The sequence below is a fragment of the Verrucomicrobium sp. BvORR034 genome (genome assembly GCF_000739635.1).
Classification (GTDB): Bacteria; Verrucomicrobiota; Verrucomicrobiia; order Verrucomicrobiales; family Verrucomicrobiaceae; genus Verrucomicrobium.
This window is the reverse complement of the sequence record NZ_BATQ01000125.1, coordinates 1-19,576: the sequence shown is the minus strand read 5'-3', so window position 1 is coordinate 19,576 and position 19,576 is coordinate 1. Positions and strand designations below refer to the sequence as shown.

At 59.1% G+C, this 19,576-nt stretch carries 19 protein-coding genes; 11 read left to right on the top strand and 8 right to left on the bottom strand.

What is annotated here, in order from left to right:
- The first annotated feature begins 87 nt into the window (after positions 1–87).
- The 7 genes from BV034_RS20480 to BV034_RS20450 all read left to right on the top strand — a co-directional run bounded on the left by BV034_RS20480 (position 88) and on the right by BV034_RS20450 (position 6,971).
- Entirely contained in the window at positions 88–621 is a 534-nt protein-coding gene (locus tag BV034_RS20480) for a hypothetical protein (RefSeq protein WP_050028840.1), read from the top strand.
- A gap of 104 nt (positions 622–725) precedes the next feature.
- Entirely contained in the window at positions 726–1,553 is an 828-nt protein-coding gene (kdsA, locus tag BV034_RS20475) for a 3-deoxy-8-phosphooctulonate synthase (protein ID WP_050028943.1), read from the top strand.
- A complete protein-coding gene (locus tag BV034_RS20470) occupies positions 1,546–2,370 on the top strand; it encodes a hypothetical protein (RefSeq protein ID WP_050028839.1) in 825 nt (274 codons plus the stop codon). Before kdsA ends, BV034_RS20470 begins: the two co-directional genes overlap by 8 nt.
- Positions 2,371–2,453: 83 nt before the next feature.
- Positions 2,454–3,563: a hypothetical protein gene (locus tag BV034_RS20465; protein ID WP_265593249.1), complete on the top strand. Its 1,110-nt coding sequence runs from the start codon at positions 2,454–2,456 to the stop codon at positions 3,561–3,563.
- Positions 3,560–4,432 (top strand): LPS export ABC transporter ATP-binding protein, encoded by an 873-nt coding sequence (gene lptB, locus BV034_RS20460; protein ID WP_081887980.1) that lies wholly within the window; start codon positions 3,560–3,562, stop codon positions 4,430–4,432. Before BV034_RS20465 ends, lptB begins: the two co-directional genes overlap by 4 nt.
- Before the next feature lie 48 nt (positions 4,433–4,480).
- Positions 4,481–5,080, top strand: a complete 600-nt coding sequence (raiA, locus tag BV034_RS20455) for a ribosome-associated translation inhibitor RaiA (RefSeq protein ID WP_050028837.1) — start codon at positions 4,481–4,483, stop codon at positions 5,078–5,080.
- A 148-nt stretch (positions 5,081–5,228) separates the two neighbouring features.
- Positions 5,229–6,971, top strand: coding sequence for a right-handed parallel beta-helix repeat-containing protein (locus BV034_RS20450; protein WP_265593248.1), 1,743 nt, complete (start codon positions 5,229–5,231; stop codon positions 6,969–6,971).
- Between the two features lie 94 nt (positions 6,972–7,065).
- Here BV034_RS20450 and BV034_RS20445 read toward each other — a convergent pair whose 3' ends face one another.
- From BV034_RS20445 to BV034_RS20410, 8 genes are all read right to left on the bottom strand, one after another.
- Positions 7,066–8,715, bottom strand: coding sequence for a PrsW family glutamic-type intramembrane protease (locus tag BV034_RS20445; protein ID WP_050028835.1), 1,650 nt, complete (start codon positions 8,713–8,715; stop codon positions 7,066–7,068).
- Positions 8,716–8,826: 111 nt separating this feature from the next.
- On the bottom strand, positions 8,827–9,837 hold the full coding sequence (locus tag BV034_RS20440) for a glycosyltransferase family 9 protein (protein ID WP_050028834.1): 1,011 nt from the start codon (positions 9,835–9,837) through the stop codon (positions 8,827–8,829).
- Positions 9,834–10,556 (bottom strand): metallophosphoesterase family protein, encoded by a 723-nt coding sequence (locus BV034_RS20435; protein ID WP_038167429.1) that lies wholly within the window; start codon positions 10,554–10,556, stop codon positions 9,834–9,836. Before BV034_RS20435 ends, BV034_RS20440 begins: the two co-directional genes overlap by 4 nt.
- A gap of 89 nt (positions 10,557–10,645) precedes the next feature.
- Entirely contained in the window at positions 10,646–11,422 is a 777-nt protein-coding gene (locus BV034_RS20430) for a hypothetical protein (RefSeq protein WP_050028833.1), read from the bottom strand.
- A gap of 16 nt (positions 11,423–11,438) precedes the next feature.
- On the bottom strand, positions 11,439–12,344 hold the full coding sequence (locus tag BV034_RS20425) for a hypothetical protein (protein ID WP_265593247.1): 906 nt from the start codon (positions 12,342–12,344) through the stop codon (positions 11,439–11,441).
- Between the two features lie 23 nt (positions 12,345–12,367).
- Positions 12,368–13,255, bottom strand: a complete 888-nt coding sequence (locus tag BV034_RS20420; protein ID WP_050028831.1) for an ABC transporter ATP-binding protein — start codon at positions 13,253–13,255, stop codon at positions 12,368–12,370.
- 10 nt (positions 13,256–13,265) lie between these two features.
- A complete protein-coding gene (locus BV034_RS20415; protein WP_050028830.1) occupies positions 13,266–13,541 on the bottom strand; it encodes an acylphosphatase in 276 nt (91 codons plus the stop codon).
- A 95-nt stretch (positions 13,542–13,636) separates the two neighbouring features.
- The gene (locus BV034_RS20410) at positions 13,637–15,232 is read right to left on the bottom strand and encodes a hypothetical protein (RefSeq protein WP_265593246.1); all 1,596 of its coding nucleotides are present in this window, start codon (positions 15,230–15,232) and stop codon (positions 13,637–13,639) included.
- Between the two features lie 159 nt (positions 15,233–15,391).
- Here BV034_RS20410 and folP point away from each other — a divergent pair, with 159 nt between their 5' ends.
- From folP to BV034_RS20385, 4 genes are all read left to right on the top strand, one after another.
- Positions 15,392–16,264 (top strand): dihydropteroate synthase, encoded by an 873-nt coding sequence (folP, locus tag BV034_RS20405; RefSeq protein WP_265593245.1) that lies wholly within the window; start codon positions 15,392–15,394, stop codon positions 16,262–16,264.
- 148 nt (positions 16,265–16,412) lie between these two features.
- A complete protein-coding gene (gene gap / locus BV034_RS20400) occupies positions 16,413–17,456 on the top strand; it encodes a type I glyceraldehyde-3-phosphate dehydrogenase (RefSeq protein WP_038167438.1) in 1,044 nt (347 codons plus the stop codon).
- Positions 17,457–17,573: 117 nt separating this feature from the next.
- Positions 17,574–18,209 (top strand): hypothetical protein, encoded by a 636-nt coding sequence (locus tag BV034_RS20395; RefSeq protein ID WP_050028828.1) that lies wholly within the window; start codon positions 17,574–17,576, stop codon positions 18,207–18,209.
- A gap of 487 nt (positions 18,210–18,696) precedes the next feature.
- Entirely contained in the window at positions 18,697–19,461 is a 765-nt protein-coding gene (locus BV034_RS20385; RefSeq protein WP_050028826.1) for a hypothetical protein, read from the top strand.
- The last annotated feature ends 115 nt before the right edge of the window (positions 19,462–19,576 follow it).

Genomic DNA, 19,576 nt, shown 5'->3' with positions numbered 1-19,576 from the left:
CGGTTATCCCTATGATGCCGCAGGCGCCTTATGCGCAACGTGTTTCCGCATTCAAAACTGCAAACCCCAGAAAGATCCCCATCCAACATGAGTGACGCGTACGAGTGGGCCGCCCGATTTGGCGAAATGTTCGTGAGCTGCTGCGACGAATACGAAGAGGGTAACACCGACTATGAGGCGTGGTTCGACGAGGAGGATCTCGCTAATTTGAAGGCCATCGGCTGCAAGCCCCGTGAGTTCTTTGACTTTGTGGAGGATTGCTGTGCCGCAGAGGGGCTGGAGCCCACACCGGAGTCAGCGCTGCTTATTACTGCTGCCCGTCGCGACTACTTCCTGATCGAGCAGAAGGGGCAGCCCAGCACTCACGTGGTACCGCCCTCAGAACTCCCGGCCAAGACGGCGGAATTGGACGGCATTCCCTGGCTGCCCCGCATCATTGCCAAGGCAGAGGCCAAGCTGCGGGGGGAGATGGATCCGGACACCATGTTTTTCTGCGGTGGTGATCGCGCATTCTTGAGCCGGCATCACCTGCATCCCGCTGACTTCCTGCGCGTCGTATGGGCTGCAAAAGGCGATACTGCCCGCATTTTGGAATTTGTTAAAACGGGCAAGTTTTCCTGAGGACGGAGTGGCAAGGCGGGGCTAAAGCCTCATTGCCTTTTTCCGGGTCCTTCGTACAATCGTTCTCACACTATCGCTCCCTTCTTCCCTTGCCTGCTGACTTCATTTCCTCCCTCCCCGTCGTTGAAATTGGCCAAGGTGTGCGCTTTGACGGCGTGCGCCCTGTTTTTATCCTTGGTCCTTGTGTGATCGAAAGTGAGGCCTTTGTCTGGGACATGGCCCGGAAACTCAAGGGCATCGCCGATGGCCTGGGCATTCAGTGGGTCTTCAAGGCCAGCTATGACAAGGCCAACCGCAGCGCAGGCAACAGCTATCGCGGACTGGGTCTTGAGGCGGGGTGTGGCATCCTCGGTGCCATTGGCAAAGAACTTGGAGTGCCGGTGACCACCGACGTGCACAGCCCGGAGGAGGCGACGAAAGCGGCCGAGTGGATCGACTTCCTGCAGATCCCAGCTTTCCTGAGCCGCCAGACGGACCTCATCCTCGCCGCAGGCCGGACAGGCCGGGCGGTGAACGTGAAAAAGGGGCAGTTCATGGCCCCATGGGATGTAAAGAACGTGGCGGACAAGCTCTTAAGGGTTGGCTGTGAAAATTTTACGTTTACTGAACGCGGAACCACCTTTGGGTATCAGAACCTCGTCGCCGATATGAGGTCGCTTTACTGGATGAGAGAACTTGGCTACAGAGTTGTGATGGATGCCACTCACTCCGTTCAGCGACCCGGTGGACTGGGTACTGCTACGGGAGGTGATGGCAAGCTGGCACCGGTGCTGGCCCGTGCTGCCGTGGCTGCGGGTTGCGATGGGGTTTTCCTTGAAACCCACATCAATCCCGCCGAAGCTCTTTCGGATGGGCCCAACCAGATTCCCCTGGCGGATCTCCCGGCGTTGATTCAACAACTGTTGCGAATCCATGATATCGCCCGTGAATAATGGCCCCCGTGCCTCCTGGCGCCGTTCCTTGCTGCCTCGCGTGGCATGGCAGTTGCTCCTTCTGGCCACCATGCCGATGCTCGCCCAAGCCCAGAAGGGCGGGGAGAAGTCTCTGACTGGCGCTCCCGATGGAGCGACAGGTGTGGCTGCGGTGACGAGTTCCCAGGGGCTGGGTCCGTTTGGCCGCATGCTTCCGGTGGGACAGCGCAATCTGGACGTCAAGATTCCCTCGTTTCGTGATGGCCGGCCCAACTCGCTCATGCGTGCTGGCAGCATGACCCGCCTGGACGAGGATAACATGGCCATCGAGAAGATGGACATCCGGATGTTCGGCCCGACCAAGGACCGGGATGTGCGTGTGCAGTTGAAGACCGCCACCTATCATATGCCGAGCGCTACGCTGAGCAGCGAGCAGCGCAGCCGCATCAGCCGTGAGGACTTCCAGATGGAAGGGGACAGCATGGTCTTCGACACCAAGACCCAGCAGGGCAAGATGACCGGTAATGTGCGCATGGTCATCTTCGACACGGAAGGTTTTACCAATGGCGATGCGATGAGCAATACCGCTCCAGCACCGAATGGGCAGCCCTTGGAAATGAATTTGGACGAAGATTCGACCGAAGGGGCCGCTAGCGACCCGGCTCCGAAGGTTTCCACCTTGGACATCAATGCCAAGGCTGTGGAGCGACCTGCTGCTTCCGCACCGGCAGGTGGCGCGCCGGCGACTGCTCCGGCCCTGCGTGAACCTGCAGTCGCTGCGCCTGTGCCGAAGGCTGAAGCTGTTCCGGCGACTCCTCCCGCTGTACGTGCGAAATGATGGGCCTGCCTCCCTCTGCACAAAGGCCCCTGACTGATGATTACTCTTTCTCCCCGCGAATGATCCCACTCCGCAAGCCCCCCATGAAGACACTTTGGACGATGATCGGCCTCGCCGCCCTTTCACAAGGGTTGCTGGCCCAGACCAACCGGACGCCTGGTTCCGCCTCGCAGAGCCGGGATGAGGCCGCCAAGGCTCTGGCCGAGGCCACCCGGGTGCTGGAGCGAGCCCGCGCCAGCGGTCAGACTGAACTCCAACGCCGGACCCGAGAGCAGGCTTCCGACACCGGACGCATGGAAAAACTCATGGCGGACGCCAAGTCGAATGTTGCTCCCTCGAACCAAGCGCCTGAAAAAGCCCGTGTGGCCCAGTCAGATGCGCGGTTGAGCCAGGCGATCTCCACCATCTCTCCCGAAGGCAAGGCCCTGCTGGCGCAGAATGAGACGGTCATCCCCACTCTGCGGGTGCCGGACCCCGCGCCGCCGCGTGCCGTCGCCACGAAGCCTTCCGTGCTGACCGCAGACGGTCCCGGACCCAAGCCGCAGCCGCTCAAAGCTACTCCTTTGACGCCAGTGGCGAAAAAAGCCCCGGAGCAGACCACCATCACGGCCACCGGCCCGGATTCTGCCAGCTTCTTCGATGGAAGCCAGTCCATGGGCGTGTTCACAGGCGATGTAGAAGTGACACACCCGCAGTTCCATCTGACCTGCGACACCCTTGAGGTTTACATGGTGAAGGACGCTGACAAAAAAGAGGTGAAGCCCGCTGCGACGGGTGCCACGGCGGGGCAGTTGGCCAAGGAAGGTGCCGCTGGCAAGTCAGGCGCCGTCAGTGAGTCCACTGACAACAGCAATATCAAGCAGGCGATTGCCAAGGGCCGAAAGGTCGTCATCAACAAACTCAGCGACACTGGGGAGATGCAGATTGGCACGTGCCGCCACGCCACCTTTGTCGGCTCCACGGGTGACATGATCATGCGTGATTATCCGCAGGTTCAAAAGGGCACCAACCTGATCCTGGCAACCGATCCTTCTACGACGATCACCATCCTCAACAATGGACAGCTCAAGGTAAACGGTCCTGCAACCACCAAGATCATTCAGCAAGAGGAGAAGAAGAAACCGGCTGCCGCTGCTGCGGTTCCCGGTGCCGTCACACCCACTCTCAGCAAGCCCCAAGGAGCACCACAGTGAGGAAAAAAGGGAAGACAAAGCTGCCAGAGCCCAGAAACTCCGGCCAGGCCGTTGATGAACTCGACCTCGGGGAGAATGAAACCTCCGATCAGGAAGAGGACTTTTTCGCCCGTCAGCAGGAGAATTTTGACACCTCTGCAAACGGTGAAGTTCTCCTCTTTACTCGCGGTCTGAAAAAGGTCTATGATGGCCGTACTGTGGTAAATGGCGTGGATATTGAAGTCCGTCGCGGCGAAATTGTGGGCCTCCTTGGTCCCAACGGCGCGGGCAAAACCACCTCATTCTATATGATCGTTGGCCTGGTGCAGCCCAACGACGGCAAGGTCTTCTTCGAAGGCCTGGACACCACCAACGAGCCCATGTTCAAGCGGGCGCGTCTGGGGATGGGTTACCTGCCGCAGGAAGAGTCCATTTTCCGCAAGCTTTCGGTGAGAGACAACATCCTCGCCGTCATGGAGACGCAAAATTATACGCCCGAGGAACGGGAAATGCAGTGCCAGCAACTCATGGAGAAGTTTGGCATTGACCACGTGGCGGACAACCTGGCGCTCACCCTCTCCGGTGGTGAGAAGCGCCGGCTCACCATTGCCCGGTCCCTCGTGACCGAGCCTAAACTCATCATGCTCGACGAACCGTTCTCAGGGGTTGACCCTCTGGCGGTTGAGGATATTCAGAAAATCATCCTCATGCTTAAAAGCGTCGGGCTGGCCATTCTCATTACGGATCACAACGTCCGTGAAACTCTCGGGATCGTGGATCGCGCCTACCTCATTCATGAGGGACGCGTGCTGCTTCACGGCACCCGGGATGAGATCGTCAACAATCCCCTGGCAAGGGAGCGATACCTTGGCGAAAACTTCAGTATGTAAACCACCACCCATCAAGTGGATGGTGGAAACCCACAAGGAGGAACAACCATGCAAGTGCATAACGTAAACCTGCCAATCACCGTAACGGGACGCCACGTCAGTGTGACTGAGTCCATGCGTGACTATGCCCAGAAGAAGATCGAGAACCTCCACCTCGACTACCCGCGAATCATCGACGCCAAGGTGATTCTCGACGTCGAGAAGAAAGAGCGACAAAAAGCCGAGATCATCCTCCACTGCGCGAACCACATCACCATTGAGGTGGACAGCGTCAGCACCGACATCTACGCCAGCATTGATGAAAGCATCTCCAAGCTGGCGCGCAGGATGCGGAAGTACAAGACCCGTCTCCTCAAGACCCACCACCGCCCGCGCAACGGATCCATCAAGCATCTGGCGGAGCATGTTTTCCACGAAGTTGACCTTCACAAGACCGAGGACGATCACATCGAGCCGGTCATCATCCATCGCGAGAACTTCCGTATGAAGCCTCTCTTTCCGGATGAGGCCATCATGGATCTGGAGCTCAGTGAGCGCCCGTTCGTCGTCTTCCAGAACGCCAACAGCAACCGTCTCGCCATTCTCTTCCGTCGCAAGGACGGTGAGTACGGCATGATCGAACCTGACGCCACCAGCCAGGCGGCATAGGCCGCCCTTGTGGCAACCTGATCAAGCAATTGAACGGCGGCCTGCGGGCCGCCGTTCCTGTTTTTTGGGAACTGAGATTGCGACGTCCGGTATCAGTTGTTTCTAAAAACCGACGGTGTACGGGATGAATGCGAAAACACTCACGGAAATGAAAAAACGGAACCCAATGGCGTTGGGCATGTGCCTTTGCCTCATCTCGGTCTTCAATGGTGGGCTGGTTGCTGCCCAGTCGACATGGGATCTTCAGGCAAAAGTGAAAGAGTTTGCAGCGGGCGCGGATACCACGCTGGTCCTTCCGCCCGGTCGATATGTCCTGCCCAAGGAGGGCCTTGTCCTGCGTAAGCTGAAGGGCCGCTCTATCATCGCCAGAGGGGTGACACTGGTGGGCACGGATCTTGATGCCACGGCGCTGCAGTTTCAAGAGTGCGTCGACGTCACAGTGGATGGTCTGACGCTGGATTACGATCCGCTACCGTTCACCCAGGGGCGACTGACCGCGGTGGATCGCACGGGAAGAACGGCGGACTTTCAGGTGAGCCCTGGATATCCAGAGCTCGGACCTGTCTATCTGGAGGGGAAGAATGTGCATCTGTTCGAGAAAGACTCGCCCCGATGGAAGGAGGGGGCGCCCGACTACTACCCTAGGAAGATCGAAAGGCTGGCTCCGGACAAAGGCCGGCTGGTCTTCAGCGAACATGCTGCGGGAATGGATCACCTCACTGTGGGCGACCGCGTCGTGCTCAACGTCCGGAAGAAGCCTGGGGTCCTGGTGGGAAGCGGTTGTGCAAAGGTTCGATTCATCAACACCACGATCCACTCTGCTCCGGGCATCGGCATTCTGGTCCGTTTTGCGGAGGACGCCGGAGTGTACGAGAACGTCAGGGTGGTTCCTGGCCCACGACCTGAGGGAGCTGGGGAGGATCGTCTTTTCTCCACCTCCGCGGACGCATTCAACGCCGCCTATGCGCGCAAGGGCCCGGTGCTCAAGGGCTGTGACTTCTCCTTCATGGGTGATGATGCCGTGAACTTGCATGGCGTGATGCTGCCGGTGGTCAAGTGGCTGGACGACCGTTCCTTCGTCTCCATGCGAGCGCACAAGAGCGAGAGGTTTGATCTTCTGATCCGCCCGGGAGACGAAGTTCGTTTCCTGAAACCACCGACCTATGCGATTGCGGCGACTGGCAGGGTCGAGGCAGCCTCATTGTGGGACAAGCCAGACGCCGGCGTGCTGGCTGATATCAAGAAGATCTGGCCGACTTCCAAAGGGGAGGGGGAGGGCGTCTTCTATGTCATCAAGCTGAAGGAACAGGTGGCAGGCGTGGAGCCCGGGGACTTCTGCGACATTCCCGCCACCAGTGCCCCTGGGTTTGAGATTCGAGACAGCGCCTTTCATGATCACCGGGCGCGCGGACTGCGGTTGATGAGCAATGACGGTGTGGTTGAGAACTGCCGGTTTGAACGTCTGAAGGGAGTGGCCATCAGCGTCGGTCCTGAGTATGCCTTCTGGCGCGAAGCGGGATGGTGCAGCGATCTTGTGATTCGCGGAAATCACATCACTGACGTGGGGCTGGGGGCCAATCTCAGGCAGGCGGACAACTACACCACCGGAGCCATCACCATCATGGGCAGGAGGGATCCTTTGAAGGATGACAAATCGCACTTTCAGGGGAACGCCCGAATCCTTGTTGCTGGCAATGTGATTCAAGGCTGCCCTGTCAATGGCATCTCCGTCAGTGCCGCCAGAGAAGTGGAGATCACGGGCAACACGATCCGGAAGGTGAACCTGGTGGACAGTCCGAAAATGGCCGCCGACTACGGCTTGGGGGAGCAAAAGCCGATCTCCGTGCCTCATGGCGGAGCGGTGTTGCGGGACAATGTGATTGATCCGTAAGCGTGGTCAGACGGTGCCGGGTAATTCCGGTTGCACGTGCGAGATTGCCGGACGGCTGCGCCCGGTTTGCAATCTGGCGACGTGTCCCACCCGCCTACCTTCTCATTTCATTGAACTCATGCTGGTAGATCAACGCTACGGGGACCATGGCGATGGCTTGAGCAAGGGTGGCAGAGATGCCCTCCAGGCTCCCGCTCAGCACGACCGCGACGATCATCAGGATGCCGACAATGAAGGAGGTGCCAAACCAGAACACGCTGGTGCGTGAGATGGGGCTGCCAGAGCCTGCGGGCTCGTGATCTTCATGCAGGATCTGCAAATACAGCTTGGTCGCGACGGCAACGATGATGATGTGGGCGATGTCTATCTCCCAGTTCAGCCCGACTGAGCTGCCACTGAAATTGTACATGCCGTGAGCGGCGCTGACGGCCAGGAAGGCGATAATGAAGTTGGTGGCGGAATGGAAGCGGCTCCGGAAAAGTTCATACAGGTGCAAGCCCAGGATTCCGGTGAGAGTGAAGTGAAGCACATTGGCGGTGAGCAGGCGCGTGGCTGCGGTATGTGGACCGGGGTCGACGAAATAGGCTATGTTCTCGTTGAAGGCGAACCCCAGCCCTACACATCCAGCCGTGAGGGCGGCTTCCTTGCGAGACCGTTGTCTTAGCAGAATAGGCAGGAACAACGCAAAGAAGGCGATTTTGAAGCCCTCCTCAGGAATGCCGACATAGAGGATCCAGTGGATCAGCTGCTTGGTGGGGTTGTCTTCAGGGTTTGGCTTTGGCTGGTAGTCATTGTATATTTGCAGCCAGTTCAGAAGGACCACGCTCAGAACTCCGGCCAGCACGGCAGGGAGGTAGCGCGCCCAGCGGTGCGGTCGAAGTTGGCCAGACTGTATGAGAATAAGATACCAGATGGCGGCTGCGAACAGCGCAAGACACACCATCGGCCAGTAGGACCAGCGAGACACTTGTAGTGCGGCGGTGGCTCGCAGGGCGATCTTTGGATCTTTGAGCTTGTATGCCAGATTCTTGAGTTGCGTCGGGCTGGCATCACTGAGGACCACCGGGTTCGAGGCAAGTTGTCGCAATGCGTCCACGTCATCCAACTGGAGGGCCACATGCAATGCCATGCGACGGGCATACTGAGCATCGGCATACGGCACTTCCTGCATGTAGCAGGGAAGGGCTTTGGCAGGATCGGAGTCACCGTAGTAGTAAAAATCTCCCAGGAATTCGCCAGCGTGACGCAGTGCGGGGCGTTGTTGTGCTGCTGCCACCAGCAGGTTTCGGTCAGCGCGGAAGTCGGTGCCGGGTGCCGCAAAAAGGCAGCGTACATAGGCACTGAAGAGTGGGTACGCATCTGCCGAGGAGGCATGCTTTCGCACCACAGGTTCCAGGTGGAGGTCACCAAAAGTGAGTGCGACGGGATCGAAGGGCGGTCGATCCGCGGGTTCGAAGCCGATCAGAAGAATGGCCGTGCTGCGGACCCAGGCGGAGAAGCGGCTGGGCTGGGCGTTGGGGATCTGTTCCAGCCGGTGGAACTCTTCGACGATTTGTTCGTCCTCCTCGGCTGTGGCAGCTTTGACCGGTTTTGCGTCCAACTGGAGAATGACGTGGGTCAGTGCTGCCAGTACGCCGAAAAAGCCGAGGATGAGGAGCACCCCTTGAACCAGAAAGCGCTTGTTGCGGGTGAGAAAAAAGGCACGAGCCCGCCAGGGTCGGGAGTTGTTGTCAGGGAGGGGCATGGCTCATGAAAGCCTGAGCCCGGCGGATGTCATTCGCTTTTCCTCAACAGGGAGACATCTTGATCGCGCGGTGGTCTGCGTCCGGTCCCCGTAAACGGGCAGCCCGCGGCATCAATACCACTCGCCAAGGATGAAATCTGAAATGCGCCGGATGTCCCGAATGGCCACGGCCTGATCCGCCTCGCCTTCTTCCTCGGAGAAATCGAGACGCGGGGCGATGCGGCCACCTTTCCACACGCGGGCATTCGCATTGTAGGGCCCGACTTGGCGAGGATTGCTCCAGGTGTGGATGGCCAGCGTCCGCGGCTGGAGGGCGGCGGCCATGTGCATGGGGCCGCTGTCCACGCTGACACAGGCGTGGGAATGGCGCAGCAGCCAGATGAGCTCCTCCAGTGTGGTCTGGTTGAGCAGGGAGGTGACGTGATTTCCGTGAATCTGGGGCGGGTTGGCGTACTTGCCAGCCAGCACCACCGGGTGAGGTGCCAGGCAATCGCATAGGGCCTGGATGGCCTCTGTGGTGAGGGACTTGCCATCGCCACGGGAATAGGGGTGCAGCACGAGGAATTTGCCCTCCTTGGGGGCATTTGCCGGAGCGGTGCCGATCGGCAGGGTGAAGCTGATGTCCTCCGCAGGGGGCGGGATGCCCAGGGCGCTCACCAGCGTCAGATAACGGTCGACTGCGTGAGCCTTGGGATCGACGTCCACCACATGCTTGTAGAAGAAGGTGGCTCCTTCACGGGCGTCCGAAAGGCCGACGATGGGCTTCACTCCCCGCACCTGGCAGATGAGGGCGCTCCGTAGCAGGCCTTGAAAGTCGAGCGCGATCTCGGGTTTTTCGCGAGCGCTGGTATGCAGGCTTCTCGCCCAGCCAAAGAGCTTGGGGAAGGTACTGATCCGGCCAAACTGGCTGCGGGGGAAGGGGATGATCTCTGAGATGTCCGGATTGCCTTCCAGCAGGGGCATCCACTCGGGATTGCACACCCAGCGGATGAGGAGTTCGGGATGGGCTTTCTTAAGGAACCGTGCCGCGGGCAGGGTGTGCACAATGTCCCCCAGCGAGCTGGGTTTGACCAGAAAGACCGACTTGTACTGCGCGAGATCCGGCAACGGCTCAACCATCATCTTCCGAGGGCAAGGCGTTCCGCCAGTATAGGGGGCAGTCCGGCGTCGCAAATCTTCTGCTGCGCGGTGCGCAAGTCGTATTCCAGACGGCGGATGTTGACCGTCTGCTTTTCGACATCGTACACGGCGTAGGAGGACCGCCAGTCACCGTCGCGAGGCTGGCCCACAGAACCCACATTGATAAAATACTTCACGCCGCGGCGCAGGGTCGCATCTGTCTCCCGCAGGCAACGGACGGTGTCGTCCTTCTCGTACACCCGAGGTGCGTGGGTGTGCCCATAGAAGCAGAGCTGCGTGAACTGGTAGCTGAAGCTTGCCATCGCATCGAAGCGATTGGTCACATAAGCCCAGCTGCCGGGGGAATCGAGGGTGGCGTGGACGATGGTGAAGTCCCGCACCTGGCGCACCAGCTTCAGATCCCGCAACCATTGCTTCTGGTCAGGGGTGAGTTTCTGTCGGGTCCACAGCAGGGCGCTTTCCGCGAGGGGATTGAGCTCGTCGAGCGTGCGGTCCTGAGTGGCTTCTTCGTCGTGGTTGCCTTTGACTACAGGGCAATTGAGCGCCTTGACGTACTCCAGGCATTCGCTCGGATTGGCGTTGTAGCCGACAATGTCCCCGACGCAAACATAGTGGGTGCACTCCTGCTCCTGAGCGTCACCCATGACGGTCATCAGGGCTTCCCAGTTGGCATGAATGTCTCCGAAGATGGCGTAACGCATGGAAGATGGCGAAGTCTAAACGTGGCGCGGACCGGGTTCAGGTCAAGCACTCGTAGCAGTCTGTGGAGGAAAAATGCTCTCCAGAGGGACTATTTCCGGCGAGGCTGCGGGGAGGGGGGCAAAGGCTGCCCCACTCGCTGACCGACGGGGATGTTGAGTTTCCGTTCCAGAATGTCGAGATCCCTGAGCACGGAGGGGTAGCGGAAGCCCTTGTCATAGTGTCGTTTCAGAATCTCGTACGCCTGCTGCAAGTCCGGGGGCTCGCCCAGTTTCACCAGCTCATAGGCCCCCATGCGCTCGTAGAAAGGCTTGGCACCATTTTTGGCGGCCAGCAGGAACGCTTCCGCCGCGGGGCGGGGATCCTTCAGCCGGTCACGGTAGATCTCCGCCTCCCGCACGAGCAGCTTGGGGTTGTTCGGATTGTACACGAGCCCCTCCTGCACAATCTTGAGCCCTCGCAGGACGTAGTCGCGGAAGTCTTTGTTCCGGATGGCCGCCCGCAGATCCTCGCGCTGCTGGGTGCTGGTGGCGGCGTTGTAGGCCATGTGCCAGGCGGCTTCATCCCAGTACATTGCTTCCCGGGGCTGCATGCGGGTGGTCAGGGTCATGAGGCTGTCCACTCGTCCCCAGTCGCGGTCCTCAAAGGCCACATAGGCCCGCAGATAGGTGATGCTGGCCACCAGAGAGCGGAGGCCACCCAGCGCGGCGGTGAAGGCCATCTGTCCCATCGCCTCCTGTAGGCTCAGCGGAATGGGGGCGTCCCTCAAATCGGCCGCCTTCAGCGTGGCTGCGACACGATCTTCCAGCGGGACCTTGGCCACTCCCATGGCGACCAGCAGCAACACTCCAAGGATCTTGTTCTTCATGGGATGGGTGGTCGGACTAGAGTTCCTTCTCCACAAAAAACAGGTATGCCACGCTGGTGTATCCCACGATGTAAAGCAGCGCGATGCCGGTTACCTCTGTGAGCACTCCTAGTGGTATGATCTCGCCGCGGATGGCGGGCTCAGCGATGTCAAAGAGCGTGAGATCCGGGCAAAAGACCGCGATGGCTCCGCTCAAGAACTTTTGCCAAAAGCCGGACATCTTGTCCAGGAACCACTCCCGCAGCAGCGCCTGACCCTGACCAGCAATCACGAAGGCGATGCCCACCAAAATGGTGAAGAGGGTGGAGCTGGCAAAGCAGGAGATGAGCAGCGACACCGCCGCTACGACGGAGGCCTTCAGGAAGATGGCCCAGACCGCACCATGCAGACTATAAGTAAGGCCGAAGCGCGAGTTGAGATCCTTGATGAAGGCGATGTTTTCCGGGGTCGCCGCCTGCTCCTTCTCCAGAGCTGCGATCTGGCTGGAGATGATGAGGGACTGCTTGACGTACAACATGAGGCTGAAGACCAGATCCATCAGCAACAAGCCGCTCCCCAGCAGCAGCATGACGCCAAGCAACTTGCCGATCAGGTACTCATAGCGGGGCACCGGCTTGCTCAGCGTGGTGTAGAGCGTGCGATCCTCCAGATCGCGGGGGATCAACAGCCCGGTGGCCGCGATGGCGATGATGACGAAGAACACCTGAAGCGCGCCAAAGGTCCAGTCCTTGAGCAGCTTCAACTGCTGCTCAGGGCTCACCGCCGGGAAGGCAAAGGCGGCGATCACGATGACCATGCTGATGATCCCCATGAAGACGAGGATACGCATCCGGATCAGCTGCGTGACGGTATGCGTGGCCATGGTCCAGATGCGACCTGGCGAAAAGGACGTGTAGGCAGAGCGGGTGGAGGCTGAGGACATGGGAGGCTGAGGGCAGATCGAGATCATTCGCCATCACCCGTCTGGGTGGTGGACTGGAGGAAGAGTTTTTCAAGCGTGGTGCGAGGTTTGCCCTCCGAGACCACCTGGCTTTTGCCGCCCGCCTCCTGCACGAGGGCGCGAATCTTTGCGAGCAGTTCCGGCGGTGCATCCTGCAGGATGAGTTCCGTCTGGTTCTCCACGGAGATCAGCTCCTCCAGTTTGCCTTCGCTCACCATCCGGCCGTTGGACATGATGCCCACGCGATCGCACACCTCCTGCATCTGCTCGAGCAGGTGGGAGGTGACCACGATGGTGATGCCCCGTTGTTTGAGTTCCAGAATGAGATCGCGAATGCGGCGGGAGCCCACGGGGTCCACCCCGGCAGTGGGTTCGTCCAGGATGAGAAGGCGGGGCTCATGGATGAGGGCCTGGCCCAGGCCCACACGTTGCAGCATGCCCTTGGAGTAGCCTCCCACCCGGCGCTCGGCGGCGTGAGTCAGGCCCGTGAGTTCCAGCATGGCCTCTGTGCGGTCCTTGAGCTCGGCACCCCGCAGGCCGCAGAGTCTGCCGTAGAAGTTGAGCGTCTCCCGGCCGCTCAGGTGCTTGTAGAAATAGGGATTCTCTGGCAGGAAGCCCACGTCCTGCCGGCTGGCCACCTCCTCGCTGTCCCGGCCAAAGATGGTGGCTCTGCCTTGCGTGGCTTTGAGGAGACCCAGCATCACCTTCATGGTGGTGGACTTGCCGCAGCCGTTGGGGCCGATCAGGCCATACACTTCTCCTGCCTTCACTTCGAAGCTGAGCTGTTTGACGGCCAGAAGCGGTTTCTTGGTAAAACCCGACTTGAACACCTTGGTGAGGTTTTCAACCGTCACGGCGGGTGTCGGGGAGGCAGAGGGAGAGGGGGCATCCATGGCCGCGTATTCAGGAAACGATGGTAAAGCCTCTGACACCGGTCAGAGGGGCGATGTTGTTCACTTCCACTTCCTTGATGTTCCCGCCCAGTGAGCTGTTCTGAATGTCCTCCAGAAAGGCATCAAGCTCCTCCTCATCATACGAGTTGGCCTGTAGCTCCACCCGGCCGTCGGGCAGGTTCTTCACCCAGCCTGTGACCTCGAAGCCAGAGGCAAGGCGCTTGACGGTGTATCGAAATCCTACGCCCTGGACTCGGCCAGAGTAAAATACTTGCTTTGAGGTCATGGGTGCGATTGAAAAAAGAAGCGATGCTATTTCATGCCACGTTCCCGTTGGGAAGGCAACATGAGAGCCAGCGATCGAGGGGGCGGGAGGGGCGGCTATTTGCCCGAGTTTGACGGTGTCAGGAGGGTTTTCTCCGCAGCCCTGGCAAACGCCTCCGTGGCGGCATCGATGAACAGCACGCCCTGACCGTTGTGGGTGCGCTCCATGACCACGAAACGCTCCGGGCCATCGAGCTGAAAGACTCCCTTGGCAGCCTTGGCTGAGGGGGTGGCTCCTTTGTACCGGCTGAGGAGCCCGGTGCGCATGGCGGAGAAAAAGGCGTCCGCCGCATTGCTGTCCTTCCACAGGGTCTGCCAGACAGCGTGGTCGCGCTGGGTCCCTTCTCCCGCTGAGTAGGTGAGCCAGGTGTCATTCGCCCAACCGGGAGCGGTGCCAGCGGCGATGGGCTCGGCCACGTGCTGCTTCAGCAGCAGCACCATGCCCAGCGGTCCCATGGTATCCTCCCAGACGGGGGCAGCACCAGCGATCTTCTTTTCGGGAAGGTGAAGGGTGAGGGGGCGGAAGGGCTCCTCAGCCAGGTACAGCTGGGGATCCAGGATCTCGGCGGACGCTGTGGGGAGGCGGTCGTAGGTGGCATTCACCTGCTCCCAGCTGCCGATGCTGTGCATGGACTGCATGAAGTCGAACCCCATCCCAAAGGGGAGCAACTCCAGTTCGCGCAGGAAATTGGGAATAGGGACCGCCCGGGAGGGGTCGTCCGGATCCTCGCCGACGCCGCCGCCGCCCCCTTTGTCAGGGTGGCGGAGTGCGTGGAGGAAGCGCGTCAGGGAGGCGTCGCCTGCCAGTAGGGACTCCCGGGCGAGGCGCTGATCCAGCGTCAGAGGCTTGGTCTCGGCGGGAAAGACGGCTTTGCCGTAGTGCTTGAAGAGATAGCCGTAGGCCAGGGCCAGGGCGTTCTCCCGCTCGCTCCCATGCTCCGCCATGAGGAGGGTCTGGCTCTCCTGATCAAACCAGCCCCCGATCTGGTGGGAGAGGAAGGCGGCCTTCAGCGCGATGGCATCGACGGGCTCCGGTATCGCGCCGACCGCGGCGAGCGCCCTGCCGAATTGCTTGCCATAGGTGGGCGGAAACTGCTTGGCGAGCCAGGCAGCGATTCGATTCTCCACCTCCGCGCGGTCCACTGAGAGGGTGGGCAGGGGGATGTCCTGGATCTCGCGCGTTTTCACCAGCTCGATCCCGATGCCTACGAAGTCAGGTGCCTCCTCGTTGGAGGGGGACTTCATGCCCGGGCTGCAGGGAGGCGTGAGAATCGGGTTTTTCCCGGTCAGAGAGGCCAGCTTGTCCAGCAGGGTGGAGTTCTCATTGCGCAGGATGTCCACCTGTTCCTGCAGGTAGGTCACCTGCGATTGCAGCGTTTTGACCTCCTCGGCTGAACCAGAAGTCCCCGGTAGCGGAGGAGCCTCCATGTCCACGGAGGGATCCAACCCGGGCAGGCGGGGTGGGGGTATGGAGCCGAGTTCCGCCCCTGGCTCTGGCGATTGATTACTGGAGGACGTCTGGCCAGACGAGGGGGAGGAGGAAGGGGCGGGGCGGGACGATGGGGAGGAGGGCTTTTGTAGCTGCTGCATCAGCAGACCTGCACCCACACCCGACGCCACCAGCACTGTTAGAAGAATAAAAGGCCGGGCCATGGGAAATCGTAGATCAGTTGGGGGGATTGTCGATTGAGGAATCTCGCGCAGCCTGAGACACTTTCAGCGGAAGGTTGTTGGACAATGAATCTCGTATTTTGAAACAGATTTTGTCGAATCTGCGGAATGGCGCTTGAAGGGAGGAAGGGACTGTCCACCATGCGCTTTTCATTTCCTCCCATGGGCACTCTCTGGCGCATCCATCATCAGAACCATGAGTTCACTACCCGCGGCTGGGTCATGGGCGTGCTCAATGTGACGCCCGATTCCTTTTCGGACGGCGGCAGGTTCTTTGGCACTGCGCTCGCGGTGGAGCGGGGGATGGAGATGGCGGAAGATGGGGCCGATGTGCTGGACATAGGTGGTGAGTCCACCCGCCCCGGTGCCGAGCCGGTGAACGTGGCGGATGAAATCAAACGGGTGGTCCCCGTCATCAGCGAGCTGCGTGGGCGGACGCGGGCGCTCATCTCTATTGATACCATGAAGCCTGAGGTGGCCCGGGAGGCCGTGGCTGCGGGGGCAGATATTGTGAATGACGTGAACGGTCTCCGTGAGCCCGGCATGCTGGAGGCGGTGGCTGGCACCTCAGCAGGGGTGATCGTCATGCACATGCAGGGCACCCCACGCACCATGCAGGCACAACCTTACTACCGGGATGTTGTGCAGGACGTGAGAGACTTCTTTGTCGAGCGGCTGGACACGCTGGCCCGGGCGGGCATTGATCCCCTGCGCGTGGCTCTGGATCCCGGCTTCGGCTTCGGAAAAACCCTGGCCCACAATCTGGAACTGCTGAACGGGTTCGACCAATTGCGGATGGAGGATCGGCCGTTCGTCCTGGGTGTCTCCCGCAAGTCGATGCTGGGCATGTTGCTGGGCGACTCCCGGCTGGAGCATCGCGCGTGGCCCACGGTGGCTCTTACCTCGTGGATGCGTGAATCGGGCGGGGAAATCATCAGGGTGCATGATGTGAAGCCGAACGCGCAGGCCATGCGTATGACAGAGGCCATCATTGGGCCAGTACGGTCGGCATGATGGGGCGGGTTTCTCCATCAGTGCGGCACTTTTCCTGCTTCTGGGTGAATCATTCGCAAGTTGACGCCCCCTCCAATCACAACTATAGCCTAACTCCCGTCGTAACCAAGATGACGGTCAGACTCAAACTACTACCTCCCCTAGCAACATGATCAAAATCGGCATCAATGGTTTCGGGCGCATTGGGCGTCTCGTTTTTCGCGCTATCTGCGACCAGGGCCTCCTCGGTAAGGAAATCGACGTCGTCGCCGTGAACGACCTCGTGCCGGCTGACAACCTCGCCTACCTCGTGAAGTATGATTCCACGCAGGGCAAGGCCAAAGAGGAAGTGTACAGCAAGAAGTCCAGCCCCGATGTTGCGGAAGACGACGTGCTCGTGGTGGACGGTCATGAAATCAAGTGCCTTGCCGTGAGAGAAGGTCCTGCCGCCCTTCCTTGGGGTGAGCTTGGCGTGGACATCGTCATCGAGTCCACCGGTCTCTTCACCGAAGCTGAGAAGGCCGCTGGCCACCTCAAGGCTGGTGCCAAGAAGGTCATCATCTCCGCTCCTGCCAAGAATGAAGACATCACCGTGGTGATGGGCGTGAACCACGAGAAGTATGTGGCCGAGTCCCACAACATCATCTCAAACGCGAGCTGCACGACGAACTGCCTTGCCCCGGTGGTGCACGTGCTCCTCAAAGAAGGTTTCGGCATTGAAGAGGGCCTCATGACCACCGTCCACAGCTACACTGCCACGCAGAAGACCGTGGACGGCCCGAGCAAGAAGGACTGGAAAGGTGGCCGCAGCGCTGCGATCAACATCATCCCCAGCACCACCGGTGCTGCCAAGGCCGTCGGCCTTGCCATCCCGGAAGTGAAGGGCAAGCTCACCGGCATGTCCTTCCGCGTGCCGACCCCGACCGTCTCCGTGGTGGACCTCACCGTGAAGACCGTGAAGGAAACCAGCTACAAGGAAATCTGCGCTGCTATGAAGAATGCCAGCGAGACCTACCTCAAGGGCATCCTCGGCTACACCGAAGACGAAGTGGTCAGCTCCGACTTCATTCACGACAGCCGCAGTTCCATCTTCGACGCCGGCAGCGGCCTTGAGCTCAACAGCCGCTTCTTCAAGCTCGTGTCCTGGTACGACAACGAGTGGGGCTACAGCAACCGCTGCGTTGACCTCGTGAAGTACATCGCTGGCAAGTAAGCAGGCCTGCGGGTGCTGCTTCCAAGAAGTAGCATCTAGTATGTCGCATCATTTAAAAAGCCGACGAGGATTGCCTCGTCGGCTTTTTTGTTGTGAAGTGGTGGAAACGGTCCCCAGATGATCCTTCAAAGTCTTCAGATCATTGCTGCTATCGTCGCCTTGCATGCAGCGGGGAGTTCGTCTTTGGATGAAGTCGGTGAGCCTTCCTCGGGGCGTTACTTATGCGAGAGATTGGCTACAGGCACGCTTGAAGGCTGGGAGATTGAAAGGTCTGCGCACATTGAAGGGCTTGCACCGGCGCTTGTGGCTCTCTCGGAGAAGTTGATCAGCGGGAGGGCGGATTTCGAACATGTGTACTTTGTTCTCGATGCGCTTCGGGCGCGTGGTGATTTGGGGAATGACGAGTTGAAGTGGGTCCGATTCAGGCTAAGACCGCTGCTGGGAAGGAACGATGGCCCGTTGGGAGATGTCGTGAAGGACAGGTGTTTGTCGATCCTTTCAAAGTACCCCTGCGAGGAGAACGAGACGATCCTCATTGAGTTCCTCAGCGACAAGAAGGAAGGGGACAACGAGTTTGGATACTCTGCAGTAGCCGCTATGGGTTTGAGAAGAGTCGGCACGGTTCGCTCGGTGGGGCCTTTGAGGAAATATGCCGAGAAACTGAGATCGATACCCGGTGTGAATCCTGATGGCAGCACTTTTGTGGAGTTGTTCGAACTGATCAAGAAGTTGGAGGCGCAGGCAGGTGAATAGACAATGATGAGGACGGTGAATGCGATACTATTGTTTGTGCTTGGAAGTGCATGCGCTCTTTTCGTGGGCTATGTGGATCGAGCGACGCGGCCGGATGAGCGGCTCTATCGATTGCGGGATTACCTAACCACGGAGTCTGACTTGGAGTGGCTTTCCAAGGATCTTAAGGCAATCTTGGAAGCTGAAGCTCGCGACAACCTGATTCTGTCAAACGACTGGCTCGCAGGCTTGTCGCCTCGTTCGAGATTCTTGGATCCCAAGATGCTCTATATGGTTGATGATAGTTTGATGGTCAGTTTTACAAAAGGTGGCGGTGGCGGTGGAACTCTGACGCTTGGGTGCCAGCCAGACGGTACGTTGTGGTTGCAGGGCGTCCTTCGGTCGGGCTCTCAGCCAAGGGTCCAAATCTACCCCAAAGAAGAAAAGTGACACCCCATAACAGGCCGAGCCAACAGCCACCATTGGGCAAAATGCCACAAGACAGGCTATGAGGGACTACCGTCAAATCCCGGTAAGTTCGATGGAGAAAGCGGGAATTAACGGTGCTGTTGCAAAGCAAGTTGACTTGATGAGGTTGAAGAGCGCTCATCCTCATGGTAATGCAGGTCATCCATACTACACCGAGCTCGTGGACGAAGCTCTGCCTGGTGTCATCGCTAGCATGAAAAAGGATGGGCTAGATCCCACGCGAGGCCAAAGCCTAACTGCTGCAGAGGCAGAATTGCGAGCCTCGGAGCTGATAAAGCGTGCAGTCACCAATTCGAACGATGCGTACATCAAGTGGTTTGATTCGGTCAGTCGGACTGAGTCGCAAGCGACGATTGCAAAGGCGTCGCCATTTGCTGAAGCCAGCAACCGCATCTCGAAAGGGCAACCATTCTCAAAAAGTTTGACCAAGCGCATCCGCGCATCGACTCGTGTAGGAATGAGAGGTGCAACAGCATGTATTGCTGTGTTAGCTCCTATACTGGACGTGAATGCAATGGCCAAACAAGTCTACTTCGAGTCGCCTGCGGGACAGATTGATCTTGTGGCTGCTCAATTGGCGGGCGATTTACTTCCACCGGATAAGAATCCGGGATATTTTGGGAGGGTTGCACATAACTTGTTTGGTACCTTTAGCCCATGCTATACCTCCGAACGAGAGGAGGCCTTAAGGGACTTGCACTCTGAACTGAGGCAAGAAATGGTTGCGCAACGGTATGGGAAAGGCTCATACTGGGCTGATGGAGGGATATGGCGAATCGATTAGAGTAACTATCCAATATATTGAGTATGACAGACTTGTCTTTGGATCAATTTGATGCCTTGTATTCTGAACGCAGTTTCAACCGCCCTCTGAGGGTGGAGGAAATATCTGATGAGTT